General features: G+C 70.7%; 23 protein-coding genes. 5 read left to right on the top strand and 18 right to left on the bottom strand.

Features of this window, described 5'->3' with window-relative positions; genetic code table 11:
- Positions 1 to 35: 35 nt before the first annotated feature.
- From FB558_RS18675 to FB558_RS18645, 7 genes are all read right to left on the bottom strand, one after another.
- Positions 36 to 329, bottom strand: coding sequence for a hypothetical protein (locus tag FB558_RS18675; RefSeq protein ID WP_142055213.1), 294 nt, complete (start codon positions 327 to 329; stop codon positions 36 to 38).
- Between the two features lie 15 nt (positions 330 to 344).
- On the bottom strand, positions 345 to 1,481 hold the full coding sequence (locus tag FB558_RS18670) for an amidohydrolase family protein (RefSeq protein ID WP_142055211.1): 1,137 nt from the start codon (positions 1,479 to 1,481) through the stop codon (positions 345 to 347).
- 49 nt (positions 1,482 to 1,530) lie between these two features.
- Positions 1,531 to 3,975: a CaiB/BaiF CoA transferase family protein gene (locus FB558_RS18665; RefSeq protein WP_170231396.1), complete on the bottom strand. Its 2,445-nt coding sequence runs from the start codon at positions 3,973 to 3,975 to the stop codon at positions 1,531 to 1,533.
- A 93-nt stretch (positions 3,976 to 4,068) separates the two neighbouring features.
- Positions 4,069 to 4,503, bottom strand: coding sequence for a Zn-ribbon domain-containing OB-fold protein (locus tag FB558_RS18660; RefSeq protein WP_246106689.1), 435 nt, complete (start codon positions 4,501 to 4,503; stop codon positions 4,069 to 4,071).
- A gap of 5 nt (positions 4,504 to 4,508) precedes the next feature.
- Positions 4,509 to 5,696, bottom strand: coding sequence for a thiolase C-terminal domain-containing protein (locus tag FB558_RS18655; RefSeq protein WP_142055205.1), 1,188 nt, complete (start codon positions 5,694 to 5,696; stop codon positions 4,509 to 4,511).
- A gap of 162 nt (positions 5,697 to 5,858) precedes the next feature.
- Entirely contained in the window at positions 5,859 to 8,303 is a 2,445-nt protein-coding gene (locus FB558_RS18650) for a CaiB/BaiF CoA transferase family protein (protein ID WP_142055203.1), read from the bottom strand.
- 37 nt (positions 8,304 to 8,340) lie between these two features.
- Positions 8,341 to 9,642, bottom strand: coding sequence for a type 2 periplasmic-binding domain-containing protein (locus FB558_RS18645; RefSeq protein ID WP_142055201.1), 1,302 nt, complete (start codon positions 9,640 to 9,642; stop codon positions 8,341 to 8,343).
- 371 nt (positions 9,643 to 10,013) lie between these two features.
- Between FB558_RS18645 and FB558_RS18640 the strand changes: the two genes are divergently transcribed.
- A complete protein-coding gene (locus tag FB558_RS18640) occupies positions 10,014 to 10,814 on the top strand; it encodes a FadR/GntR family transcriptional regulator (RefSeq protein ID WP_142055199.1) in 801 nt (266 codons plus the stop codon).
- Positions 10,815 to 10,849: 35 nt separating this feature from the next.
- Here the strand turns inward: FB558_RS18640 and FB558_RS18635 are convergent, their stop codons facing one another.
- The 5 genes from FB558_RS18635 to FB558_RS18615 form a co-directional block, all read right to left on the bottom strand.
- Positions 10,850 to 11,365: a DoxX family protein gene (locus FB558_RS18635; RefSeq protein ID WP_142055197.1), complete on the bottom strand. Its 516-nt coding sequence runs from the start codon at positions 11,363 to 11,365 to the stop codon at positions 10,850 to 10,852.
- A gap of 2 nt (positions 11,366 to 11,367) precedes the next feature.
- The gene (locus tag FB558_RS18630; RefSeq protein ID WP_142055195.1) at positions 11,368 to 12,564 is read right to left on the bottom strand and encodes an acyl-CoA dehydrogenase family protein; all 1,197 of its coding nucleotides are present in this window, start codon (positions 12,562 to 12,564) and stop codon (positions 11,368 to 11,370) included.
- Positions 12,565 to 12,598: 34 nt separating this feature from the next.
- Positions 12,599 to 13,708 (bottom strand): acyl-CoA dehydrogenase family protein, encoded by a 1,110-nt coding sequence (locus tag FB558_RS18625; RefSeq protein ID WP_142055193.1) that lies wholly within the window; start codon positions 13,706 to 13,708, stop codon positions 12,599 to 12,601.
- Positions 13,709 to 13,787: 79 nt separating this feature from the next.
- A complete protein-coding gene (locus tag FB558_RS18620; protein ID WP_211366669.1) occupies positions 13,788 to 15,011 on the bottom strand; it encodes an acyl-CoA dehydrogenase family protein in 1,224 nt (407 codons plus the stop codon).
- A 38-nt stretch (positions 15,012 to 15,049) separates the two neighbouring features.
- On the bottom strand, positions 15,050 to 16,177 hold the full coding sequence (locus FB558_RS18615; protein ID WP_142055189.1) for an acyl-CoA dehydrogenase family protein: 1,128 nt from the start codon (positions 16,175 to 16,177) through the stop codon (positions 15,050 to 15,052).
- A gap of 232 nt (positions 16,178 to 16,409) precedes the next feature.
- Between FB558_RS18615 and FB558_RS18610 the strand changes: the two genes are divergently transcribed.
- The 4 genes from FB558_RS18610 to FB558_RS18595 are packed head-to-tail and all read left to right on the top strand — an operon-like array spanning position 16,410 to position 19,798.
- Positions 16,410 to 17,303 carry an AAA family ATPase gene (locus FB558_RS18610; RefSeq protein ID WP_425468035.1) on the top strand — a complete coding sequence of 298 codons (894 nt, stop codon included), beginning with the start codon at positions 16,410 to 16,412 and terminating at the stop codon, positions 17,301 to 17,303.
- Between the two features lie 10 nt (positions 17,304 to 17,313).
- Positions 17,314 to 18,735, top strand: a complete 1,422-nt coding sequence (locus tag FB558_RS18605) for a VWA domain-containing protein (RefSeq protein ID WP_142055185.1) — start codon at positions 17,314 to 17,316, stop codon at positions 18,733 to 18,735.
- Positions 18,736 to 18,792: 57 nt separating this feature from the next.
- On the top strand, positions 18,793 to 19,356 hold the full coding sequence (locus tag FB558_RS18600; protein ID WP_211366668.1) for an FAS1-like dehydratase domain-containing protein: 564 nt from the start codon (positions 18,793 to 18,795) through the stop codon (positions 19,354 to 19,356).
- A 52-nt stretch (positions 19,357 to 19,408) separates the two neighbouring features.
- Positions 19,409 to 19,798 carry a hotdog family protein gene (locus tag FB558_RS18595; RefSeq protein WP_211366667.1) on the top strand — a complete coding sequence of 130 codons (390 nt, stop codon included), beginning with the start codon at positions 19,409 to 19,411 and terminating at the stop codon, positions 19,796 to 19,798.
- Between the two features lie 77 nt (positions 19,799 to 19,875).
- Here the strand turns inward: FB558_RS18595 and FB558_RS18590 are convergent, their stop codons facing one another.
- The 6 genes from FB558_RS18590 to FB558_RS18565 all read right to left on the bottom strand — a co-directional run bounded on the left by FB558_RS18590 (position 19,876) and on the right by FB558_RS18565 (position 25,551).
- The gene (locus FB558_RS18590) at positions 19,876 to 20,811 is read right to left on the bottom strand and encodes a VOC family protein (RefSeq protein WP_142055181.1); all 936 of its coding nucleotides are present in this window, start codon (positions 20,809 to 20,811) and stop codon (positions 19,876 to 19,878) included.
- A gap of 49 nt (positions 20,812 to 20,860) precedes the next feature.
- Positions 20,861 to 21,190 carry a DUF4286 family protein gene (locus FB558_RS18585; RefSeq protein WP_142055179.1) on the bottom strand — a complete coding sequence of 110 codons (330 nt, stop codon included), beginning with the start codon at positions 21,188 to 21,190 and terminating at the stop codon, positions 20,861 to 20,863.
- 21 nt (positions 21,191 to 21,211) lie between these two features.
- Positions 21,212 to 22,633: a carboxyl transferase domain-containing protein gene (locus FB558_RS18580; RefSeq protein WP_142055177.1), complete on the bottom strand. Its 1,422-nt coding sequence runs from the start codon at positions 22,631 to 22,633 to the stop codon at positions 21,212 to 21,214.
- Positions 22,623 to 23,477 carry a 3-hydroxyacyl-CoA dehydrogenase family protein gene (locus FB558_RS18575; protein WP_142055176.1) on the bottom strand — a complete coding sequence of 285 codons (855 nt, stop codon included), beginning with the start codon at positions 23,475 to 23,477 and terminating at the stop codon, positions 22,623 to 22,625. Before FB558_RS18575 ends, FB558_RS18580 begins: the two co-directional genes overlap by 11 nt.
- Positions 23,478 to 23,479: 2 nt before the next feature.
- Positions 23,480 to 24,652: a thiolase family protein gene (locus FB558_RS18570; protein WP_142055174.1), complete on the bottom strand. Its 1,173-nt coding sequence runs from the start codon at positions 24,650 to 24,652 to the stop codon at positions 23,480 to 23,482.
- 83 nt (positions 24,653 to 24,735) lie between these two features.
- The gene (locus FB558_RS18565; RefSeq protein WP_170231349.1) at positions 24,736 to 25,551 is read right to left on the bottom strand and encodes an acyl-CoA thioesterase; all 816 of its coding nucleotides are present in this window, start codon (positions 25,549 to 25,551) and stop codon (positions 24,736 to 24,738) included.
- Positions 25,552 to 25,609: the final 58 nt, after the last annotated feature.

The following is a 25,609-nucleotide window of genomic DNA, read 5'->3' as shown; positions in this document are numbered from 1 at the left end:
AGAGCCCGGTCGCGGCCCGCGACCGGGGCTGCTCGTCAGGGCAGTTCCATCGACGGGTGCGGCTCGACCGGCTCGAGGACGACGTTGACCCGGCCCTCCTTCGGCACGTCCGTGGCGAACCACGCGGTGCCGTCGGAGGCGAGCACGGTGAGCCTGCCGGGATCGGCGGCGTCCCACTCCGCCTTGCGCATGTAGATCGGCGGCGCCATGAAGTACGTCCCGCTCACGATGGGCTCGCCGTCCCGGACGAGGACCTCGAACGAGGGCGTGCCGAGAACCTCTTCCTCCTCCTCGATCTCCTGCATCGAGCTGCCCGCCTCGGCACTCATCGCCTGGTGCTCATCTCAGTACTCATCCGCGGGCGGCTCGCCGACCTCGGGGAACAGGTCCTGGAACGCCCCCACCGTGATCCGCCGGCGCACGTCGTCCGGGGCGTCGTCGAACAGCTCGTGCAGCGTCTTCTGCGTGTGGCCGTAGGTGCCCTCGAGATGCGGGTAGTCACTCCCCCACATCACGTTGTTCCACCCGAGGTGCTGCATCGCGCCCACGGCGGTCTCGTCGTGCTGGAACGAGGCGTACACCTGCTCGTACAGGAACTGCTTGGGCGGCTTGGACAGCTGCGGCCGCACGTACTTCCCGTGCTGCCGGTACCCCTCGTTCATCCGGTCGCCCAGGAACGGGCCCCAGGTCGCACCACCCTCCGACACCAGGATCCGCAGGTCGGGGTGCTGGTCCAGGGCACCCGACGTGATCATCTGCATCGTCGAGATCTGGCCACCGAAGGTGGTCTGCGTGTAGTTCAGGACCGCGCCACCCGGTCCGCGGAACACCTGACCGAAGCCCTTGTCCGCGTCGACCGGCTCAGTGCCGATGTGGAACGCGAGGACGGTGTTGGTCTCCTCGAGCGCGGTCCACAGCGGGTTCCAGTAGTCGATGTAGTGGTACGGCTTCTGCCCCGGGGGGACCGCTGTCGGCAGGAACGCCGCGCGGTAGCCCATCGCGGCGCACCGCCTCACCTCGGCCACCGCGTCGTCCACGTCGAGCAGCGAGACCGACGCCGTGGGCAGCAGCCGCGGCGACGCGTCCATGATGTATTCCTTGGCCCAGTCGTTGAGGGCGGCCACACCCGAGGCCATCAGCTCCCGGCTCTTGATCGAGCTGGCCCAGATCCCGATGGACGGGAACGTGACCTCCGCCCAGATGCCCTCCTCGTCGAGGTCCTGCAGCCGCAGCACGGGGTCGTTCGCCCCGGGCGCCCGCTTGTTCACGATGTCGCTCATCGTCTCGCCGGTGTTCCCGGGCTTGGGCATGTTCCGCCGGAACTGCTGCCCGTCGACGGTCACGATCTCGTAGCCGTCGAACTTCTGGCTCTTCGGCATCCGGTCGGCCAGCGCCTTGGGCAGCCGTTCGTCGAACAGGTCCGGCGGCTCCAGGAAGTGCGAGTCGCCCGAGTTGGCCCAGATCTTCTTCGGGATCGCCATGATCCTCTCCCTCCATCGCGTGGAACGGTCGTGCGACGTGGTCTGCGGGTCAGGCGGTGACGATGACCCCGCGCTCGGCGAAGTCGGCGATGGTCGCGTCGTCGTAGCCGTACTCGCGCAGGACGGCCTCGGTGTGCTGGCCGAGCGTGCAGCCGACGGTCGCCGTCGTCGCCGAGCGGGAGAAGTCGACGATCGGGCCCACCCGGGGGTACTCGTCGAGGATCGGGCTCTCGACCGTCGCCAGGTACCCGTGCTGCCGGCCGAACTCTCCGAGGTAGTTCCTCTCGACCGTGTTCGTGTCGGCCTTGACGCAGCCGATGTCGGCGGCGAGCAGCGCACACTCCCACTCGTCGGCCGAGCGGGTGGCGAACACGGCCGACAGCGCCTCGACGAGCTCGGCGGCGTGCTCGGCGCGGGCCGCGACGTCGCGGAACCTGGAGTCGTCCCGCAGGTCGGAGAACTCGGCCTGACCGGTGAGGTCCGTCCAGTCGCTCTCCGTCGGCGCGGCGAGGAAGACCCAGTCCTGCGCGGTCTCGTAGAGGCGGTAGAGCGGGCCGAAACCGAAGCCCTCCGCGTCGGCGGTGGGCGCGGGCGGTCGGTTCGCGTGCTCGACGGCGTCCTCGCACAGCGCGTGGGCACACGAGTTCAGCATCGTGGTGAGCGCGTGCTGGCCTGCCACGCCGCGGCACTTCAGGTAGGACGCGAGCGACAGGGTCGTCGCGACCGCGAGCGCGGCGATGCCGTCGGGCTGGGTGGCGGAACCACCACCCGCCGAGTTCAGCTGGATCGACCGTGCCCGCAACACCGCGAGGTCGTCGGTCTCCCCATCCGGGACGAGCGCGCCGGCGTTGCGCATCGCGATGCCGGCTCCCGCGGACATCGTCGGCGCGAACGCGGGCCGGTGCCCGTGCGGGCCGGCGATCCCGTATCCGGGTGCGTCGAGGTAGAACAGGTCGGGGTGGCGGGCCAGCAGGTCCCTGGCCCCCACACCGAGCCGCTCGGCGACCCCCGAGCGGAACGAGCAGAGGACGATGTCAGCGGTCAGGGCGAGCCGCTCGAGGATCCCCTTGGCCTCAGGCGCGGCGAGGTCGAGCGCCACGGACTCCTTGCCCTGCAGCACCTTGAGCGCGCCGGACTCCGGGAAGGGCTGCATGACCCGCATCGGGTCACCGGACGTCGGCTCGATCTTGATGACCCTGGCGCCGAGATCGGTGAGCAGCGTCGCCCCGTAGGGTGCCGCGTAGAACGTGCCGAGCTCGAGGACCGTCGTCCCCGCCAGCGGGAGCCCGCTGGGTGGGGGGTCGGCGGCAGGGACGGGATCCCGGCGCGCCTCCGCCGCCCGCGCGCGGACCTCCGCACCGTGCTCGTCGAGCCGCGGCGCACCGCGCTCCAGCACGATGGGTGTGCCCTCGAGGCTCATCAGGGGGCCCGGCTGGAGGACCGCGCCGCGCTCTGCGTCGTCGAGCGTGATGGTGTGCCGCGCGAACTGCATCTGCGGGTGGTGCAGCACCTCCGAGCCGCTGCGGAAGATCTCTGCGAAAACATCTGGGTCCTGGTCGAAGACCTCCTGCCACTCGGCGAGGGTCTTCTTGCGCACTTCGGTCAGCAGGATGTCCCAGAACCTCATCCGCCGCGGGACGTCCTCGAAGTTCGGCAGGGTCTTCCAGTCCGGGTCGTCGTACATCCACTCCAGCCCGCAGGAGCGGATGAACGCTCGGAACAGGTGCGGCTGGACCTGTGAGAACTGCAGCCAGTGCCCGTCCTTGGTGATCGCGATGAGCAGCAGGAAGGTGAAGTTGTAGTTCGGCACACCCTCGTCGGAGACCGGCGGCGCGGCGACGAAGGCGTCGGGGAAGCGCTGCGCGATCGCGGCTGCCGCCTGGTTCCACGGGTCCTGGGCGGCGAGGGCCTTGGCGAGACTCACCTCGACCAGCTGGCCGGCCCCGCTGGCCTCCCGCTCGCGCAGAGCGGCGAAGACACCCTGCAGCAGCGCCTGCGATGCGCTCCACGAGGCGAACGGCACGGACGGGAACGTCGGGCCCGGACGCGTCGAGACCTTCGCGAACGACGTCGCCATGGCGCCGAGCTTCGCGAGGACCATGCCCTCGTATCCTTTGGCGTCGCGCATCGGCCCGGTCCGGCCCCACCCCGTGACCGAGCCGTAGACGAGCCGGGGGTTGACGACGGAGACCACTGAGTGGTCGAGCCCGAACCGCTCGAGCGCGGCCGGCCGCAGCGTGGTGATGAGGACGTCCGCCTCGCTCGCGAGACCCCACACCACATCGGCATCGACGCGCTCGTGCAGGTCGAGCACGACGCTCTTCTTGCCGCGGGCCAGGAACGGGAAGGCCGCCTGGTCACGCAGCCTGCTACCGCCGGGTGGCTCGACCGCCACGACCTCGGCGCCGAGGTCGGCCAGCACTTGGCCGGCCTGGGCGCCGGTGAGGGTGTCGGAGATCTCGACGACCCGCAGGTCGTCCAGCGGTCCACTCATCTTCCCGGTCCTCCGGCATGCGGTGGGCGAGACCCCGGGCCACATCGTGCGGCTCCGGGATCCCGTCGATGTGTCAGGTGGGGGTGGGCGAGCTCAGGCGACGATGCGGAAACGCGGCATGGTGACCTCGTCGTCGACGTCGTCCCACACCAGCTCGACGCGCGAGCCGATGCGGACGGACTCGGGGTCGGACTCGACGACGTTCGCGATCATCCGGACTCCCGGCGCATCGTCGAGCTCGAGCACGGCGACGACGTACGGGACGCTGTCGGCCAGCGACGGGACCACCGCGTGGCGGGCCACCGTGTAGGTGTAGACCGTGCCGTTGCCGGAGACCTCGACGTGCTCGACGTCCTGGTGCTGGCACTCGAAGCAGAACGGGCCGGGCGGGAACCGGAACGTGCCGCAGTGGGTGCACTTGGGCACCGTGAGGTGGTGTTCGCGGGTGGCGAGCCAGAACGGCTCGGTCCACGCATCGGGGTGGATCTCGGCGAATTCGGCGGGCAGGGCGCCTGCAGGTCGGGGCATCGTCGTCACTTCCGGAGGATGATCGCGCTGGTCGGGGTGGGGGCCGGGCCACCGGTCACGAGGGCCAACTCGGCGCCCTCGACCTGGTTCACGGCCTGGCCGCGGAGTTGCTCCACGGCCTCCTTCACGTGCGTCATCCCGATGATGTACGCCTCGGAGAGGTTGCCGCCGTGGGTGTTGACGGGGATCGATCCGGTCTTCCACCGGATGGCGCCGCTCTCCACGAACGGGCCGCCTTCGCCGATCTCGCAGAAGCCGTAGTCCTCGACTTGCATGAGGACCATCGGGGTGAAGTGGTCGTAGAGGAGTGCGACATCGATGTCGGCGGCGGTCACTCCGGCCCGCTCGTAGACGTCCTTGGCGACCGTGCGGTGCCCGGACGACGCGAAGTACTCGTCGGGCATGCCCATCCAGGTGATCGACTGCCCCCAGCGGCCCGCCGAGCCGTTGGCGGCCGAGACGAGGTACACCGGCGGCTGGCGCAGGTTCGTGGCGCGCTCCGCCGATGTGGTGATCGTCGCGACCGCACCGTCGTTCTCCTGGGTGTAGTCGAACAGGCAGAGCGGGTCGGAGATCATCCGCGCGCTCAGGTAGTCGTCCATGGTGATCCGGTCGCGAAAGCGGGCAGTGGGCCGGTTGGCCGCGTTCTCCCGCTGGCTGATCGCGATCTCGCCGAAGGCCTCGCGCCGGGTGCCGTAGAGGTGCATGTGACGCTGGGCCAGCAGGGAGAACATCTGGCCAGGGGCGAACAGACCGCTCGGGGCGACGAAGTCGGTCTCGGGGTTGACCGGCCGGGAGTAGCCCCCGGTGCCCTTGGTCGCGAAGGCGGCGCCGAACCGGGCCGTCGGGACCTGCTGCAGCGTCATCAGCGAGACGACGACGTTCGCGTGGCCCGACGTGATGGCGGCCGCGGCGAGACCGATGCTGCCCGCGGCGCCCCCGCCACCGCCGGTGAGCGTGGCGGTGAACTTGACCTCCGGGATTCCGAGGGACTGCGCGATCAGGGCGGTGTCGAAGCCGCCGGAGTAGTAGGCGAAGCCGTCCACGTCCTTGATCGAGAGGCCGGCGTCCTCGCATGCAGCGAGGATGGCCTTGCAGGCCAACTCGATCTTCGTTTGGGGCAGCGACATCCCGCGCTTGTAGTACGGCGTCGACCCGACGCCGACGATGGCCGTCTCGTCCTTGAGCACCATGCGTTAACGGACTCCAATCGTGACTGCGACGCCGGCACACACCCCGTGGCCGCATCGGTATCAAGAGGTCTATCAGTTAGATCTTAGACTGTAAAGCAGTCATTCGACTCTTCCAGCTCGCAAGATCCGCGCAGGTCAGAACGCCTCGGCGACCGGGAACCGTCACCTGCCGATCACGCCCTTGTCCCGCAGCCCGGCTATCCGGTCCGGACTCCACCCGATCTCCTCAAGGATCGGGACGGTGTGCTCACCCAGCGTGCATCCGCCCAGCGCGCGGGTTCGAGACCGGGAGAAGCCGACGAGCGGCCCGATGCGCGGGTAGGTGTCGAAGATCGGGCTCCCGGTCTCGACGACCATGCCCGCCTGCTGCCCGAACGCTCCCAGGTACATGGCCTCCATGGGCTGCTCCTCGGAGACAACGCATCCGACGCCCGCCGCGATGAGCTCCTTCTCCCACTGCCGGGCCCCGCGCGCGTGGAAGGCCGTCGCCAGCACCTCGGCGAGCTCGTCCTCGTGTGCTGCCCGAGACTCGGCGTCGCGGAACCGCGGGTCGCCGGCGAGGGACGCCTCCCCCACGGCCGCGGCCAGCCGGCACCAGTCCGCCTCAGTGGGCGCGGCGAGGAATACCCAGCCCTCGGCCGTCTCGTACAGCCGGTAGAGGGCGCCATACCCGTACGCCTCCTGGTCGACCTGGGGCCGCTCGACAGGCTCTGCGAACTCGACCACGGTCTCGGAGAGCGCGTGCGCCGCGCTCAGCAGCATCGTCGTCAGCATCCGCTGCCCGCCGCCGCCCCGCGCGCGCACGAACGCCGCGAGCGCCAGCGCCGTGCCGACCGTGAGTGCGGCGAGCCCGTCCGGCTGCGTGCCGCCCGAGTTCGCCCCGACGCTCAGGAAGACCGAGGACAACCGGGCGTCGCCGATGCTCATCGCCATGGAGCGCTCCGGCGCGAGCGGCGGTCCGAAGTTGCGCATGGCGATGCCCGAGCCCGCGGAGATCGTCGGGGCGAACGCGGGCCGGTGCCCGTACGGGCCGTCGGTGCCGTAGCCGGGCGCGTCGAGGTACATGAGCTCCGGGTTTAGCCGCAGCAGCGACGCGGCGTCGACACCGAGCCGCTCCGCGACCCCCGCCCGGAACGAGCAGAGGACGACGTGCGAGCGCGACGCGAGCTCCCGGACGACCTCCTGGCCCTCCGGCGAGCCGATGTCCACCGCGATGCTCTCCTTGCCCTGCAGCACCTTCGCGGCGCCGGCCTCGGGGAAGGCCACCAGCATGCGCATCGGGTCGCCGTCGAGCGGCTCGACCTTGACGACCCGCGCACCGAGGTCCGTCAGCACGGTCGCGCCGTAGGGGCCGGCGTAGAACGTGCCCAGCTCGAGGATGATGAGGCCCTCGAGCGGCAGCCCGCTCGGGGGCGGCCCGGACGGCGGCCCGGCCGCGGGGCTCGTCGCGGCCGCCGTCGCGCGCAGCCGCTCCCCGTCCGCGTCGAGCAGCGGCGCGGGTCCGCGCACACCGGTCGGGGTGCCGCTCATCCAGACGGCCGGAGCGGGCTGCAGCGTGTCACCGCGCTCCGGGTCGGTCAGCCCCACGCGCTGGCCCGCGTGCACCAGCTGCGGGTGGTGCAGTAGTTCCGTGCCCTGCCGGAAGACCTCCGCGAACACGTTCGGGTTCCGGTCGAACACCTCCTGCCACTCGGCCAGCGACTTCTGGCGGATCGCTTCCATCAGCTTCTCGATGAACCGGCGGCGGTGGTCGGGGTCCTCGAACTCGGGCAGGGTGGACCACTCGGGGTCCTCGAGCATCCAGGCGAGGCCGGCCTCCTCGACCAGTGCCAGGAACAAACGCGGCTGCACCTGCGAGAACTGCAGCCAGTGCCCGTCCGAGGTGACGGCCACCAGCAGGCGGATCGTCAGGCTCATGCTCGGGACGAGGTTCTCGTCGTAGGTCGGTTTGTTCTGGAAGGCGTCGGGGAACCGCTCGGTGAGCATGTGCAGCATCTGGTTCCACGGGTCGAGCCCGGCCGCCGCGAGGGCGAGGTCGGTCTCGACGCGCTGCCCCAGCCCGCTCGTCTCCCGCTCGTACAACGCGGCGAGCACGCCGGTCAGTGCCGTCTGGGTCGCGCTGTAGGCCGCGTACGGGGTCGAGATGAACGACGGCCCCGGACGCGACGACATCCGCCCGTAGGAGTGGAAGACGCCGAGCTTGGCCATGACGAGGGCCTCGTACCCCGCGACGCCCGCGTACGGGCTCGACCGGCCCCAACCGGTGATCGCGGCGTGGACGAGGCGCGGGTTGCGCCTCGCCAACTCCTCGTACCCCACGCCGAGACGTTCGGCCACATCCGGGCGGAATCCCTCGAGCACCACGTCGGCGCCGTCGACCAGCCTCAGCGCGACGGCTCTGTCGCACTCGTCGCCCAGATCCAGGACGACGCTGCGCTTCCCCCGGCCCCACATCGCGTAGACGGGGTGCGCGCGCAACGGGCTCCCGCCCGGCGGCTCCACCCCGACGACGTCAGCGCCGAAGTCGGCCAGCACCTGGCCTGCTTGGGCGGTGGGAGCACCGCCGCAGAACTCCACCACGCGGATGCCCTCGAGCGGACCTGTCATAGTGCTCCTCCGAGACGTCGTCGGCCGGGGGATCGGATCAGGCGGGCCGTTGGGGCAGCAGGACTTCCTGGTAGAAGCGGTCGACGAAGGGCCGCACGTCGATGTCGGCCATGTCCGGCGCGTAGTCGGCGGGCAGGCCCTGCCAGGTGGCGTCCGTGGGGTACCCGAGCTCCTCGGTGAGGATCGTCCACCACTTGTCGACGAGCGCCTCGTACTGCGCGAGTACCGCCTCGCCGTCGGGAGCGACGCCCTGCTGCTCGATCTGCGCGACGGTCTGCGCGCGCTCCTGCGCGTAGTACTGGTCCATCACGGCAGTGACGTCGGGGGCGTAGTTGCCGAAACCCCAGTCACGCTCGCGCGCGGCCTCCATCGCGTCCTGGAAGCCGACGAAGCCCGACTCGATCTGCAACTCGAGCATGTCCGGCTGCGTGTCCCAGAGCAGCTGTTGCGCGGCGACCGGCAGCTTCGACCACGCGCTCTCGCTGACGCCCCACGCGATCGGCGACTCCACCCAGTCATGCCCGGGTTCGGCGCCGGTCATGAAGGAGTCGGTGACGTCCATCAGGCCGCCGGTGACCATGGCGGTGACACCGCTGATCGAGCAGTCGACCACCCCACGCTGCAACGCGGCGAACAGCTCCGGGTTCGTCAGGGACACCGGGACCATGCCGAGTGCCTCGGCGAGACCGACGTGCGACGGGGCCGAGATCCGCACCCGCTTCCCGCGCAGCTCGCCCAGCGACTCCGGGGCGTCCTGCCCCTTGCAGTGCATCTTCACCGCACCCGTGGTGGCGAAGATCGGGTAGAAGCCCTTGATGCCGTGTGCGGCCACTTCCGCCTGCAGCGGCTCCCACGTGCTCGCGAACTCCGCGCGCGCGGCGAAGGTCGCGAGCCTGCCCGCGATCGGGTCGGGGTGCTCGACCGAGGACAGGCCCGCGAAGAGCGCGACGACCGGGTACTCCTCGGGTTGGTAGGTGGGCGCGTAGAGGCCCATGTCGATACGGGCCTGGCCGAGGCCGTCGGCCATCTTGTCGACGCTGACCTTCGCGCCGCCCCAGTCGTGCTCGAAGGTGATCTTGCCGCCGGACCGCTCGGTGACGATGTCGGTGTACTCCTTGTAGGACCGACCACTGGGATTGTCAGGACCGGCCGTGTGACCGCCGAAGGCGAGCGTGATCGGATCGACGGACGAGAGCGCCGCCGCGTAGACCGCGGCGTCGGCCCCGGCGGCCACGCCCTCACCGCCGGCGGAGGCGTTCGACGATCCGCCCACCTCCGCCCCAGGCGGCGCACAGCCCACCAGCGCTGCCATCCCGATCGCCAGGGGCAGCGCGATCACGCGACTCAGGCCTGCTCGGGAGTTCCGGTGCGCCATGTTCTTCTCATCCTCTCCACGGGCCCTGCAACCGCCGGCCGGCGGCACCGCACGACTGATCGACGACCGTCGGTTCTGACGGCCCTGTAGGAGTTCGGCTCGCCCACGCGGGTCGACGCCCCGTCGTACCGCTGAGCGGCACCCGCGCCAAGGATGCGATATGTCTATATGATTGACCCTTGACGAGCAAGAGCCAAATGTTTGAACTGCTTCGGCGAGGCAGCCGTCGGCTGGGACGCCTTCGGATGTATGATTGATCGGAATGAGCACCCGCCGGTGCACTGGCGGTATCGGGCGGGACGTGTCGGGCCCGCGGGATTCGAGGGGGCCACGGCATGGAACCAGCAGCCCGGCTGGACGAGCGAGAGCAACCCGGACGGCTGCGCGCCGTCGGCATGGAACGGGTCCACGTCCCGAAGACAGCCGAGGTCGTCGCCCAGGCCATCCGCTCCCAGATCGTGCGCGGAGAGATCCCCGAAGGCTCGGCGCTGCCCGGCGAGGCCGAGCTGATGACCCAGTTCGGGGTGTCCCGCCCCTCGCTGCGCGAGGCGTTCCGCATCCTCGAGTCCGAGCAGCTGATCACGGTGCGGCGCGGTTCCCGAGGCGGAGCACGCGTCATGCGGCCCGACATCACCGTCGCTTCCCGCTACCTCGGGCTCCTCATGCAGGTCGACGGCGTACTGCTCAGCGACGTCTTCCAGGCCCGCGCCTTGATCGAGCCCGTCGCGCTACGTCTGGTCGCGCAGCGCGAGGACCGCGGCGCCGCCGCCGAGCAGCTCACGGCGGTCTTCGACCGGCTGGACCCCGGCCTCAGCCCGCGCCAGCGCGCGGAGGTGTGGCTGGGCTTCTACCTGCTGCTTTTCGAGCTCGCGGGCAACAAGACGCTCCAGCTGCTCTACGGCACCCTCACCGAGGTCCTGCGGCACGAGCTGCTCGACTCGATGAGCGACGCTGCCGACCACCAACGCGACATCCCGGCGATGAAGGCCGTCAAGAAGGCGATGAGGCTCGTCGCCGCAGGTAAGGGCGACGACGCCGCCAACTTCTGGCGCAACCAGATGTTCCTGCTCGAAGAGCGCATGGAGCGCGTGCACCAGAGCAAGACGGTGGTCGACGCCATCACCAACGGCAGCTGACACCGACCACCCTCCTCACCCGCAGCTCGCGCTCCTCACGCAGCCGCGCTGCTGCTGGCCTGTTCAGGGCGCCAGAACGTCGCCAGCAGCCCGGCCGTGCCGAGCACGGCCACGCCGAGGGCGATCCCCGCCCCCGCCCAGCCGTCGACGACGATCCCGGCAGCGGAGTCGACCGAGAGCGGTCCCGGCCCCAGGGTCGCCACCGCGAGGCACACGGCGCCGAGCACGAGCACGTACTCGTAGCCGTCCTTGAACACGAAGAAGCCGTTCGCCCGATGGGCGAGCACACCGGCCACCAGCATCACGGAGACGATCGCCGCGCACGCGAGCGGCGTCAGCAGCCCGACCGCGAGCAGTGCTCCCGCCCCGATCTCGACGATCACGCTCGTCCAGGCCTGCATCCGCCCGTGCCGCAGGCCCAGACCCTCGAACCAACGCGCAGTGCCCTCGATGCGCCCACCGCCCCGCCAGTGGTTCAGACCGTGGGCGACCATCGTGGCCCCCACGACGACCCGCACGGCCAGCAGCGCGACCGCGCCCGCGTCCTCCATGATCACATCACCCCGATCGCGCCACGGCCGAGCAGATCGCCTGCCGGCTCACCGATCGCTGGACTCACCTCGCGGGCGTCGAGCGACGCAGCGGCCGCCAGACCCAGCAGCTCCGCGAGCCGCTCCCGATGGTGCCCGGCGCTCCCGAAGTACTGCGCCGCGGAGGTGATCCGCCTGAGGTAGAGGTGCGCCGGGTGCTCCCACGTGAAGCCGATACCGCCGTGCACCTGGATGTTCATCTCCGCCACCTGCATGCAGCCGTCGCTCGTGTACGCCTTCGCCAGGCTCGCGGCCTCCGCCGCCCCGGAGCCGTCGACCACGGCGCGGGCGGCGTGGCGCGCAACGGCCGTCGCCGACTCCGCGATGGCGAAGATGTCGGCGCAGAGGTGCTTGACGGCTTGGAAGGAGCCGATGGGGCGGCCGAACTGCTCGCGGACCTTCGCATACTCCACGGCCATCTCGAGCAGTCGCTGGACGGCGCCTGCCATCTCGGCCGCCATCGCGCTCGCGCCGACCGCAAGGACCGCGCGCTGAGCCGCCCTGAAGTCGCCACCGAGGCGTCGCGCGCCGACGCCGGAGAGCTCGATCTGCGCAGCTTCCCTCGTGAGGTCGAGGACTGCCAGCGGCGTGCGACCGACGCCATCAGCGCCCCCGGCCACGAGGAACAGCCCGAGCTCGTCCCCAGCAGGGGCCACCACGAGCAGCGTGTCCGCGGACTGCCCGTCGAGGACGACATCGACCCCTCCGTCGAGCACCCATCCGTCACCCGAGCGGGTCGCAGCCACCGTCGACTCGCCCGGATCGCAGAGCAGGCCTTCGGAGAAGGCGACCGCGGCGACCGTCTCTCCCGCCGCGATCCCCGCGAGCAGCTGCGTCCCCCAGGGGTCGTCGCCCGCCGCCCGTACCGCCGTGACGGCGAGCACCGCAGTCGACAGGAACGGACCGGGCAGCAACGCGCGGCCCATCTCCTCGAGCACCACGCTCGTCTCGACGAAGGTCGTACCCTGCCCGCCGAGCGCCTCCGGGACGAGCAGCCCCTGCAGGCCGAGTTGCTGCGCCATCTGCGTCCAGACCTCGGGATCGCGACCCATCCCCGTCTCGACGACCTGGCGGACGGCGGACTCCGGTGACCGCCGTTCGAGGAACGCCCGCACCAGATCGCGGAGATCGTTCGCTTCCGGGGACAGATCGTGCTCCATCAGACCTCCATGACCTGCTGCTCGACGTCGCGACTCAGGCAGGGAGCCCGAGCACCCGCTGTGCGAGGATGTTCTTCATGATCTCGGTGGTGCCGCCGGCGATCGTCGACGCACGCGTCCGCAGGTAACCCGTCGCGACGTCGGACTCCCCGGCCACCACAGCGCGTGCGCCGCTCAGGGCCAGTCGCGTGCGGGCGAGCCGCTGACCGAACAGGCTCCACTCCAGCTTGATGATCGACTGTTCCGCGCCGGGTTGCCCCGTGGCCCGGATCGAGGCGAGGGACCGCTGGCCGAGGATCCCGAGCACCTTGCCCTCGACGTAGCGCTGCACGAGCTCGTCGCGCAGGAGCGGGGCGAGCTCGATGCCGGTCCGGTCGGCGCGCAACCGCTCTACCGTCGCCTCGATCTCGCGCTGGACGGCCGACGCGTAGCTGACGACACCGGAGCGCTCGTGGCCCAGCGTGGTCATCGTGACCCGCCAGCCCTCGTGGAGCGGACCGAGGAGGTTCGTCAGCGGGACCCGCGCATCGGTGAAGAACACCTCGGCGAACTCCGACTCCCCGGTGATCTGCCGGATCGGCCTGCGTTCGATGCCGGGGGTATCGAGGGGCACCAGCAGGCAGGAGATCCCCTTGTGCTTGGGCGCGGTGGAATCGGTGCGCACCAGGAGCTGCATGAAGTGGGCGCGCGTCCCGTCGGAGGTCCAGATCTTCTGACCGTTGACGACGAGGTCGTCGCCGTCGCGCACGGCACGCGTCTGCAGCCCGGCCAGGTCGGAGCCCGCTCCCGGCTCGCTGAAACCCTGGCACCACAGCTCGCTGCCCTCGAGGATCCGCGGGAGATGCTCGCGCTGCTCGGGAGTCCCCCACTGCGCGATGGTCGGGCCGACGTTGGCGACGCCGAAGATCCCCGCTGTGCTCGGCGCGCCGTGCTCGGCGAGCACCTCCGTGCACGCGAGCGCGGTGACGACGTCGAGCCCTCGCCCACCGTGCTCCTCGGCCCACTGTGGTGCCACCCACCGGCCGGTCTGCAGGGTGGCCTGCCAGGCGAGCCTGCCCTCGAACGTGGGTGCGTCACCCCACTGTGCCCGGAACGGGGGAAGGTGCTCCTCGAGGAAGCCGCGCAACTCGTTGATCACACTCACGTGATGTCCTTTCGTGGAACCAGGACGGCTACGGGGCCCGGGCACGAACCGCCCCGGACCCGGTCGTGGTCTCCGCCGCTCAGTTGCGGGCGCGTTTGACCTGGCTGAAGGGCACGTCGCGGTCGGCGGCGAACTCGCGGGGCATGCCGAGGACCCGCTCGCTGATGATGTTGCGGGACATCTCCGTGCTCCCCCCGCCGAGACTCGAGCCCTGGCGCATCAGGTAGTTCACCCCGACGACGCCGCCCATACCCGGGGCCGCGGCGGCGCCGGTGGTGCCCATGGCGCCGGCGATCTGCACCGAGACGTCGTCGCGCTCCCAGTCGGCCTCCGCGTGGAACAGCCGCATGAACGACGCGGCGGGCGGGGGCAGCTGGCCACCCTGGATCGCCCGGGTGACCCGCTCGACGAGCTGTTCCTGCACCTTCTGCGTGGTGAGGAACCCGCCCACCTTCTCGCGCACCGCAGGGTCGCCGGTGCGCCCGGTCGCCCTGGCGATCTCGATCGGGTTCGACCGCGGCGTGGTCGCGATGCGATCACCCCGGCCGCTGACGTACGGCGAACCCCCACCGACCGCCGTGCGCTCGTAGAAGAGCTGTCGCGAGGCGACGGCCCACCCGTTGTTCACCTCGCCCACCACCGCGGACGCCGGGAGAACGACGTTGTCGAAGAACTCCTCGCAGAACTCGGTCGAGCCGTTGACCTGACGGATTCGGTTCATCGTGATGCCGGAGGCGGTGGTGGGCATCAGGAACATCGTCAGTCCGCGGTGCTTGGGCGCATCCCAGTCGGTGCGGGCGAGGCAGAGCGCCCAGTCGGCGGCGTAGGCCGAGGTGCTCCACGTCTTGGCCCCGGTGATCACCCAGGTGTCGCCGTCGCGTTCGGCGCGCGTGATCAACCCGGCCAGGTCGGAACCGCCGCTGGGTTCGGACAGGAACTGGACCAGGATCTCGTCACCGCGGATGGCGGCACCGATCCGGTCCCGCTTCTGCTCCTCCGACCCCATATCCATGATCGTCGGGGCGCAGATGCTGAACGTCGGCACGTTCAGCGCGAGGGGCATCTGGTACGGCAGGGACTCCTCGGTGAACGCCTCCTGGTGCGGCGGAGTGAGGCCGAGACCGCCGTACTCCGTGGGGAAGCAGATCCCCGCGAAGCCGCCGGCGTACAACTTCTTCTGCAGCTCGCGGGCCTTCACCCATTCCTCGTCGTCGTCGCCCGGCGGCGGCGGGACGTAGTCCGGGTCGATCTTCGGCATGTTCTCCGCCAGCCAGGCCCGTGCCCGCAGGCGGAAGGACTCCACGTCTTCCATCGTGCTCGCAGTCATGTGCTCGGCCTCTTTCAGAGCGCGGCGATGTCGGCCAGCCGCCGACGGTGGTCCTCGGGGGTACCGAACAGCGACCTGTTGACGGTCGCCCTTCGCAGGTACAGGTGGAGGTCGTGCTCCCAGGTCACACCGATCCCGCCGTGTATCTGGACGCAGTCCTGCAGGATCTGCACGGAGCGGTCCCCGACGTAGGACTTGGCGACGCTGACGAGCTCGGCCGCGTCCTCGCGGCGCTCCTGCACGGCCGTGACGGCGGCCTGCGTCGTGGCCTGGCAGGCCTCGAGCCAGGTGCGCATGTCGGCGAAGCGGTGCTTGAGCGCCTGGTAGGAGGCCAGCGGGCGGCCGAAGGAGAAGCGGTCGAAGGCCCACTGCGTGGTGAACGCGAAGACCCGTTCCAACCCGCCGCACGTCTCCGCGCACTGCAGGACGAGCGCGATCTGGAGCTGCCGCTCGATCACGCGATCCTCGCCGGGGCTCGCGACCAGCGCGGACACCGGCACCTCGACGTTGTCGAAGCGCACCACGCCGAACCGGCGGGCGACGTCAAGGCTCCACTGCGGTTCGACGGTCACACCCGCAGTGGAAACGGGCACGAGGAACTGGGCGACACCCTGCTCGGTCGTCGCCGTGACGAGGAGTAGGTCGGCCTGCTCGGCCAGCTCGACGCGGTCCTTGACCCCGTTGAGCTGGTAGCCCCCGGACGACGCCTTCGCCGTCAGCGCCGGCTGCAGCGGGGCCCACTGGTCGCCGGGCTCATAGACAGCCCAGCTCGCGACGCTCTCGCCGGAGACGAGCGCCTCGATCGCCTCGCCGTGGTCCGAGGCACCCGCCTGGGCCTCGACGAGCCCGGCCAGCACGATGTTGGTGGCGAGCAGAGCTCCCGGCGCCACGCCGTGGCCCAGCTCCTCGGCGACGATCGCGAGATCGCGCACGCCCTCCCCCGAGACGCTGCCGCCCCCGAGTTCCTCCGGGACCAGCATCGCGGTCCAGCCCAGCTCGGCGCCACGCGACCACCAGTCGCGGTCGAAGCCCGTGTCGCTCCCCTCCAGCTGCCGGATCCGCTCGAGCGGGAGCTCCTTCTCCAGGAAGCTCTTCGTCGTCGAACGGAAGAGGCGTTGATCTGACGAGAGCTCAAGCTCCATCGGGACTCCCTCGCGTCCTCGCGCCGGACCGCCCGTTCGGGCGCCCTACTGCATCGGGCCGCACCTCGCGATCCCGCCACCGACGGACCGGGACCGATCTACAGGCCGCCTGTGATCCTGGGCCACAGCACACCAGCTGGGTACACCCTTGTCAATAATCTACCTCTATGACTTACTGGAGTGACGGGGAGGAGCCTCGCGTCCCCGCACGCCTGACGGAGGAGCAATGCCCGTGACCCAGGAGCCGCGCGACGCCCGCCCGTTCGCGTTCCCCACCGCGCGCGCGGTGACCGATCTCCTCACCTCGGTCGGCTACATCGCAGACCAGGCGATCAGCTCGCGCCTCCACCTCGCCGGCCACCTCGGCAAGCCCGTCCTCGTGGAGGGACCGGCCGGCACCGGGAAGACCGAGCTCGCGAAGTCGCTCAGCGCGGCCACGGGCGCGCGCCTGATCCGGCTGCAGTGCTACGAGGGCCTCGACGAGTCCAAGGCGCTCTACGAGTGGGACTACCGCAAGCAGCTGCTACGCATCCAGGCCGGCAACGAGGGCGGCTGGGACGCCGTGCAGGACGACATCTTCGCTGAGGAGTACCTGCTGACCCGCCCGTTGCTCGAGGCCATCCGGGCCGAGGACGATGTTATCCTGCTCATCGACGAGGTCGACCGCCTCGACATCGAGACCGAGGCCCTGCTGCTGGAGGTCCTGTCGGACTTCCAGGTCTCCATCCCCGAGCTGGGCACCGTGTCGGCCCGCAAGCGCCCGCTGGTGGTGGTGCTGACGAGCAACAACAGCCGCGAGCTGTCGGAGGCGCTGAAGCGTCGTTGCCTGTTCCTGCACATCGGCTACCCCAGCGTGGAGCGCGAGCGGGAGATCGTGCTCGCCGCGGTGCCCGGCATCGCCGAGCACCTCGCGGCTGAGGCGGCGCGCGTCGTGGCGTCCCTTCGCGGGCTCGACCTCAAGAAGCGTCCGTCGGTCTCGGAGACCCTCGACTGGGCGCGCACCCTGGTCCTGCTCGGGATCGACGAGCTCGACAACGCGCTCGTCGTCGAGCACCTGCCGGTGCTGCTCAAGCACCAGAACGACATCGACCTCGCCGAACGCGAGCTGTTGGAACGGGCGGGATGAGGGCGCTCCCATGTTGACCGCGATCGAGCAGCTGGTCGAGCAGATGCGTGACGTGGGCATGCCCGTCTCGATGACCGAGGGCGTCGACGCCGTGCGCAGCCTCCGCCACGTCGACCTGCTCGACCGGACCGACGTCAAGCACGCCCTCGCGGCGACCCTGGTGAAGGACGCGCAGCACCTGCGCACGTTCGACATGCTGTTCGAGCTGTTCTTCGCAGGCCGCTCCACCGGCACGGCCACGGACCCGACCCCGGCGGACGCGGACGCGACGGGCGCTGCCGGGAACGCCCCCCGCAGGCTGCATCTCGGCTCCCGCCTCGACGGGCTCGACGACGACGCCCTGCGGGACCTGCTGCTCCAGGCACTCGCCGCCGACGACGAGCTCGGCCTGGCGCCACTGGTCGTCGAGCTGGTCGACCGGCACGCCCGGATCCAGCCGGGGCAACCCGTTGCGGGGACGTTCCACGTCTTCCGCACGTTCCGCGCAGCCGATCCCGAGCAGCTGCGGCGCACGCTCGCGGAGCTCCCCGCCTCCGAGCGCGACGGCCCTGCCGCCGACCTGCGCTCGCGGCTGCGGGCCGAGGAGGCCGACCGGAAGGTGGAGCGGCTGCGCCAGGCGATCGAGGCCGAGGTGCGCAAGCGGCTCGTCGCCGACCGTGGCGCCGCCGCCGTCGCCCGGACCCTGCGCCAGTCGCTGCCCGAGGACGTCGACTTCCTCACCGCCTCGAGCAAGGAGGTCGCGGAGCTCACCACCATCCTGGCGCCGCTGCCCGCGCAGCTGGCGGCCTCGCTGCACCGCAAGCGCCGCCACGGCAGGCAGGGCCGCATCGACTTCCGAGGCACCGCACGCAAGTCGATGTCGACCGGCGGGGTACCGGTGGAGCCCGCATTCCGGCGCCCCCACCCGCCCAAGCCCGAGCTGTTCGTGCTCGCCGACATCTCCGGCTCGGTGGCGACGTTCGCCCGCTTCACCCTGCAGCTCACCACCGCGATGCGCACCCAGTTCCGGGCGGTGCGCTGCTTCGTCTTCGTCGACGGCATGGACGAGGTCACCGACGTCATGCAGGAGGCCGACGACGTCGTGGACCTCGCCAAGCGGATCGACGCGGCAGGCAGCGGCGTCTACCTCGACGGGCGCTCCGACTACGGCAACGCGCTCACCACGTTCGCGCGCCGGTGGGGCGCCCAGGTGAACAGCCGCGGCATCGTCCTCGTCCTGGGCGACGCCCGCTCGAACTACCGGTTCCCCGCCGCGGACCGGCTGGCCGCCACGGCCAGGCGCGCGTCGCGCGTCTACTGGCTCAACCCCGAACCTCGCGCGGCGTGGGGCGACGGGGACTCCGTGATGCACGAGTACGCCCCGCACTGCGACGGCGTCTTCGAATGCCGCAACGTGCGCCAGCTCAAGGAGTTCGTCGCACAGCTCGATTAAGGACAGTCGACCAGGACGCTCGACCAGGCACGGTCGACCGAGCTCGAGAGAGGACACATGCCCGAGAGCACCACCACCGAGGCCTCCACCGGCACCCAGCCCGAGACCAACATCTCGGCTGCCATGCGCGACACCGTCGGCACCGAGCTCTCCCGGCAGGTGAGCTACCCGGTGAGCGAGTCGGACATCCGCCGCTGGGCGATCGCCGTCTACTGGCCCGAGGAGCCGCCGGCCGCGTTCCTCGACGCGAAGGTCGCCGCAGGCGGCGTCCACAACGGGATCGTCGCGCCCGAGGAGTTCAACCCCTTCGCGTGGGCCGTGGCGGAGCGCCGCGCGGCCAACCCGGACGCCGTCATCGACACGAACGACCCCGACAACGTCGAGATCGCGTTGGGGATCCCGGGCCCCGGCCTGAGGTTCCAGCTCAACGGCGGGATGGAGACCTGGTACGGGGTGCGGATGCGCCCCGACGACGTCATCACGAGCGTGTGCAGGCTCGGCTCGTACTCGGAGCGTGCGGGGCGGCTCGGCCTGATGCTCTTCAGCCGCACCGAGGACACCTGGACCAACCAGAACGGCGAGCTGGTCAAGAAGACCGTCAACACGCTGATCCGCTACTGACCCGGAAAGGACCGAGACGATGACCTCCAGGAGACAGACCTCCAGGAGACAGGTGGCAGTCGGCGACGAGATCGCGCCGTTCACCCGGGAGACCGGCTTCGCGAACTGGAACCGGTACGCGGCGGTGAACGACGAGTTCGTGCCGATCCACATGGACGACGAGGCAGGCCGCGCCGCGGGCTACCCCACCGCTTTCGGCATGGGGCACATGCAGTGGGCCTACCTGCACAACGCCCTGCGCGGCTTCGTCGGGGACGACGGCGCGATCGTCGCGCTCTCGTGCCAGTTCCGCGGCGCGAACACCAAGGGGATGACGGTGACGGCCAAGGGCGTCGTGACCACCGTCGACGAAGCGGCCGGCACCGCGACGCTCGACGTGTGGACCGAGGACCAGGACGGCAACAAGCTCGCTCCCGGCACTGCCGTGGTGCGCCTGCCCTGAGTGGTGCGCCGGACGGCCGGAGGGCCCGGCACCAGTGCTGTCCGCAGTGGTACCGGGCCCGCTGAGCCCCTCGGGTGTCAGCTCGCGAACGGGTCGCCCTCGATCTCCTCGGTGCTGAAGAAGATCGGTGCCCCGAAGCTGTCCGCGACGTCGGTGACGATCAGGCCGGGCCGAAGCTCGTGGACGCGCACGTCCTTCGTCGCGAGCCACGCCTTCGCCGACTCGATGTCGGCGACCTTGAAGCGCAGGCTGTAGATCATGTTGCCCCACTGCGCGACGTGCCGGCCGAGGTCGGAGTCGGCCTCCAACGGCTCGGCCAGCTGCAGCAGGCAGTCGCCGAGCTGCAGCGTCTGGAACTTGGCCTTCATGTCGTCGTCGACGCCGTCCTCGACCGGCACGGCCTGCATGGTGTCGACGTAGATCTTGACCGCCGCTTCGAGATCCTTCACCCCCAGCGTGACGTAGGTGAAGCGCTCGATGGTCAGGGGGTGGTTGCGCCACTGCTTCACCTGCGACGACCAGGTCTCGAGGTCACGCGGGTCGTTCGGCATGTCGGTCTTGCAGAGCTCGACCATGAGGCCTGCCGTGTCCCGCGGGCTCGGGTAGAAGTACGTGGTCTCCGAGTCGAGCTTCTCGATCTTGCCGCCACCGGGCGCCCCGATGTAGACGCCCTTCTCCAGCAGGCGGTCCGCCAACCCGGCGAGGTCGTCGACCTTGTAGCCCACCGAGTGCAGGTGCTCGCCGAACTTCGAGTAGAACTTGCCGACCGGCTTGGTGACGTCCGCGGGCATCTTCGGCGCCATGGTCTCGATGCACAGGTCGTTGATCATGATCAGCGTGGCGTACCGGTCCTCGACGGGGAGGTAGTTCACCTCGTCCACGCCCATGTACACCAGCCCACCGAGGACGTCCTCGTAGAACCGGCGCAGCTTCTCGGCGTCGTCGGACATGTGCACCACATGGATCATCTGACCGATGCCGTAGTCACCGGTCTTCTTGACTGTCTTCTTCACAGGAGCCCCTGCTCTGTCGAGTTGCGTCTGTCTCTCGCCACGTCGCGGATCAGGCCTGGTGCGCCTGGTACCACTGGGTCACTGGCGGCGTGATCGCGGTGTCCATGGCCGCCGTCATCCGGATCCGACCGCTTTTCACGCCCCCGCCCAGCGCCGCCGCGGCCGCCGCGACGTCTGCATCGTCCATCTCGTAGACGGCCAGGTACCGACCAGTGGGACCGTTGGCGGGATCCACGAGCTGGAATCGCTGCACCCGCGAGATCGACGGAATCGCCGCCCGCAGCTCCGGGATGTGGACCTCGTCGTACCACGTGTCGAACTCGGCGAGGCTCTCCTGTGACGCCGGGCTCGCCCATGCGAGCAACAGACTCTCGGCCATTGTGTTTCCCTCCTGGGTCGCTTACCGCGCGGCGAGCGCGCGCGCCGTCACCTGCTGGGTACGGACGTCACGGGCGCCCGCAGTCGCCGTCGCGAGCGCGTCCTGAACGGCGACGCGGACGAGCTCGGGCTCTTCGCCGACGATGTCGTCGGCCACGCCGAGCCGGAACACCTCACCCGAGGTCATCCGAAGGGAGCGCGTGAGCTCCGGCGCGCGGGAGGCGTCCCGGTAGAGGATCGCGGCTCCCGCTTCCGGGCCGATCACCGAGAACACCGAGCCCTCGAGCATCAGAAGCCGGTCGGCATGGGCGAGGGCCATGGCGCCGCCGCTGCCGCCCTCCCCCACGACGACGGCCACGCTGACGGTCGCGAGCTCGGCCATCGCGAGCAGCGTGTCGGCGATCTCGCCCGCTACCCCGCCTGCCTCCGCATCCGGGGCGGGATCAGCACCCGGGGTGTCGACGAACGTCACCAGGGGGAGCCCGACACGGCCGGCAAGCCGGGCTGCCCGCTGCACGAGGCGGAACGCGCCGGGACCAGGGAGGTGCAGCGGGGAGAGCCCCGCGAAGCGGTCCATCGCCACGACGACGACGCGCTCTCCGGCGATCGTGCCGAGGCCGGCGCGCATCGCGGGGTCGGCGCCCGCGAGCTCGACCCAGGAGTCGGTGACCCATGAGGCCCACTCCACCCCGCCGGGCCGCCGCGGCCCACGCGCGCGCAGCAGGTGCTCGTAGGGGTCGGCGGGCAGCGGCGTCGGGTCCGGCGAGCCCGGCCTGCCCGGGGGCGGAACGAGCCGTGCGTGGGGCCGGCCGCCCACTGCGGCGGCGAGCCAGGCCCACCGGTCGGACTCGGGCACCACGGCGTCGACGAGGCCGTGCCGCAACGCGGACTCGGCCGTGTGAGAAGTGGACGGTGGCGCCTCGCCGGTCACCTGGGCGACGACCCGGGGGCCGCCGAACCCGATGACGGCTCCGGGGGCCGCCGCCCGGACGCCGGCGAGCGACGCCCAGGACGCGAACACCCCTCCGGTCGTCGGCGAACCCAGGTAGGCCGCCGAGAGCAGCCCGGCGCGCGCGTGCCGGGCTGCGGCCGACGCGGTCCGGGTCATCTGGACGAGGGCGACCATGCCCTCCTGGAGGCGGGCGCCACCGGTCGAGACCGTCGCGACGACGGGCAGCCGCAGCTGCGTAGCCCGCTCGTAGGCGCGCACGATGCGCTCGCCCGCGACCGCACCCATGGTGCCGCCGCTACGCCGGAAGTCACAGTCGACCCAGACGGCCTCCGCACCGTCGAGTGCGACCCGCGCGGTGCGGACCGGGTCTTCGCCCGGCCCCGGGACCCGGTAGGCCGGGAACCGGAGCGGGTCGGCAGAGCGGAGGTCGTCGTCCCACGCCTGCAGCACCTCGACGAGGCCGCCCGCGCGCGCGGGCGCCTCACTGGTCATAGGTGAAGAACCCTCGGCCCGTCTTGCGGCCCAGCCAGCCGAGTCGCACGTACTGCTTGAGCAAGGGCGGTGGGAAGTACTTGGGGTCCCTGTACTCCTCGTACATCGAGGCGGCCATGTCGTGCACGATGTCGAGCCCGATGAGATCGCTCAGCCGGAACGGCCCCATCTTGTGGTTGAAGCCGAGCGTGATGACCGAGTCGATCGACTCCATGTCGGCCACGCCCCGCTCGTACGCGCGGATCGCGTCCAGCAGGTAGGGCACGATGAGCAGGTTCCCCACGAAGCCGGGCACGTCGTTCACGACGACCGGGCTCTTGCCCATGGTCTCGGCGAGACCGACCATCGCCTGCACATGCTCGGCGGCGGTGACCGGGGTCTTGATGACCTCCACCAGCTTCATCGCGGGCACCGGGTTGAAGAAGTGCAGTCCCACGACGCGCTCGGGCCTGCTGGTCGCCCCCGCGAGGATCACGAGCGGGATCGTCGAGGTGTTCGACGCGATGAACGTCTCCGGCCCGACGAGCGTGTCGATCTCGCCGAGGATGCGCTTCTTCAGCTCGACGTCCTCGAACACGGCCTCGACCACGATGTCCGCGCCGCCGATCGTACTCAGGTCGGTGCCGATGCTGTAGCGCCCGCGCGCCTCGGCCGCCTGCTCGGGTGTGATCTTGCCGCGGGCGACGGTGGCGTCGAGGCCGGAGCCGACCCGCTCACGGGCGCGCACGACGCCCTCCTCGGTCGACTCGACGCCGACGACCTCAATGCCCACCTGTGAGGCCACCTGGATGATCCCGGTGCCCATCGTGCCGCACCCGACGACCGCCATCCGCTTGATCTGCATGGTCAGGAGACCTCGATGACGACGGCGCCACCCTGTCCGCCGCCCGCGCACATGGCGGCGACACCGATCCCGCCCCCGCGCCTGCGGAGCTCGTGGGTCAGGGTGGCGAGCATGCGCGCACCGCTCGCGGCGACCGGGTGGCCGAGGCTGCAGCCACTGCCGTAGATGTTGACGAGCTCCTCGTCGATCCCCAGCTCCTGGCAGGCCGCCACGGGAACGGACGCGAAGGCCTCGTTGATCTCCCAGAGGTGCACGTCGGCAACCGAGAGCCCGGCCCGCGGCAGGACCTTGCGGATCGAGTCGAGCGCGCCGTCACCGGTGTACTTCGGCTGCACGCCCGCGGCGGCCCACGCGCGCACCGAGCCGAGCGCGGTGAGTCCCTTCTCGGCGGCGAACGCATCGCTCGCCAGCGCGAGCGCGGCGGCGGCGTCGTTGACGCCGGAGGCGTTGGCCGCGGTGATCGAGAAGCCCTCGATCTCCGGGTGCAGGGGCTTGAGGCGCGCCGCCTTCTCCATCGTCGAGTCGCGGCGCGGGTCCTCGTCGACGGCGAACTCGGTGACCGACCCGTCCGTGGTCGTGACCTTGATCGGCGCGATCTCGGCCTCGAACACGCCCGCGTCGATCGCGGCGACCGCCCGCGCGTGCGAGCGCACGGCCCACGCGTCCATCGCCTCCCGGGAGAGGCCGTACTTGACGGCGAGGTTCCAGCCCACGGACAGCGTGACGTCGTCGTTCGCGTCCTCGGTGTGCGGGAACGTCGGCGCCATACGGGTCTGGGTCTCGTCCGCGGTACCCGGTACCCGCCAGGTCAGCTGCGGTCCGAGCGAGGAGGACTGCACCCCGCCCGCCACCACCGCGCGATCCATGCCGGCGCGGATCGACGCCGCGGCGTTGCCGACCGTGGTCAGGCTGCCGGCGCAGTGCCGGTTCACGGCCTGCCCCGCGACCTGGGTCATGCCGGCGGCGACCGCCGCGTACCGCGCGAGATCGCCACCGCCGTACATCGACTCGGCGAGCATGACGTCGTCGAACTCCTCGGGCGCGAGGCCCGAGCGCCGCACCGCCTCGACGAGGACGTGGGTGGCGAGCTCCTCGGCAGGGGTCTCGCTCAGCGTGCCCTTGCGGGCGGTCGCGATGGGCGTGCGGACCGCGCTGACGATCACGGCTTCTGGCACCGGGCACCTCACAGACTGGGACATGGTCGCTCCGCCCGACAGTAGTTGAATCGGGCTAAATCTGTAAACAAGGTAGATGTTTGTTAGCACCTGCGGCGAAAGAGGGTCTCCTGTGCGATCGAGGCGACGAGGCGCCCCGCACGGTCGTGGATCGTGCCCTCGTACCAGGCCCGGCCGCGCGCGATCGTGCCCGGGACGAGGTCCATGAACACCCAGTCGTCCATCCGTACCGGCCGGTGGAACCACACGGCGTGGTCGATGCTCGAGCCCACGTGGTCCGCCGCGCCGGGAAAGCCCGCCGTGCCCGCGTACAGGTCGGAGACGTAGGTGAGCACGCAGGCGTGCATCGCCGGGTCATCGGGAAGGGGGAACTGCGACCGCGCCCACACCCGCGTCGGGTACGGGCCGTCGGAGTACGGCTGCGGCGGCAGGCGCAACTCCATGGACGCGAGGTGCGATTCCGCCACGACGGGCAGCCCTTCCGGCGCGGGCACGTCCGGCGCCGGGCCGGCCTGGTGATCGGGCGCGTCGTCGGGCACGGCGAACGAGCAGGCCATCGTGAGCAGCACCTCGTCGCCCTGCCTCGCGACGACGCGCCGGGCGGAGAAGGAACGCCCGTCGCGGTCGCGCTCGACCCGCAGCTCGATCGGTCGTGCCGGGTCGCCACGGCGCAGGAAGTAGGCGTGCAGGGAGTGCGCCTCCCGGTCGGCCGGGACGGTTGCGGTGGCGGCACGCAGCGCCTGCGTGCCCACCTGCCCCCCGTAGAGGTGCGTCGGATCGACGACGTGGACGTTCCCCGCCAAGAAGTGGTCCCGTCCGAGCGACTCGAGCTCGAGCAGCTCCAGCAATGAGGTCCCGTCCGGAGCCGGGGTCGCGCTGGGGTCGATGGCAGTGCTCACGAAGGGCCTCCGGCGAGTCCTGGATCGGTGTGGTGGGCAGCAGGCAGGTGATCTGCAC

This window comes from Pseudonocardia kunmingensis (assembly GCF_006716445.1).
In the GTDB taxonomy this organism is placed as follows: domain Bacteria; phylum Actinomycetota; class Actinomycetes; order Mycobacteriales; family Pseudonocardiaceae; genus Pseudonocardia; species Pseudonocardia kunmingensis.
This window is presented reverse-complemented; position numbering and strand designations above follow the sequence as displayed.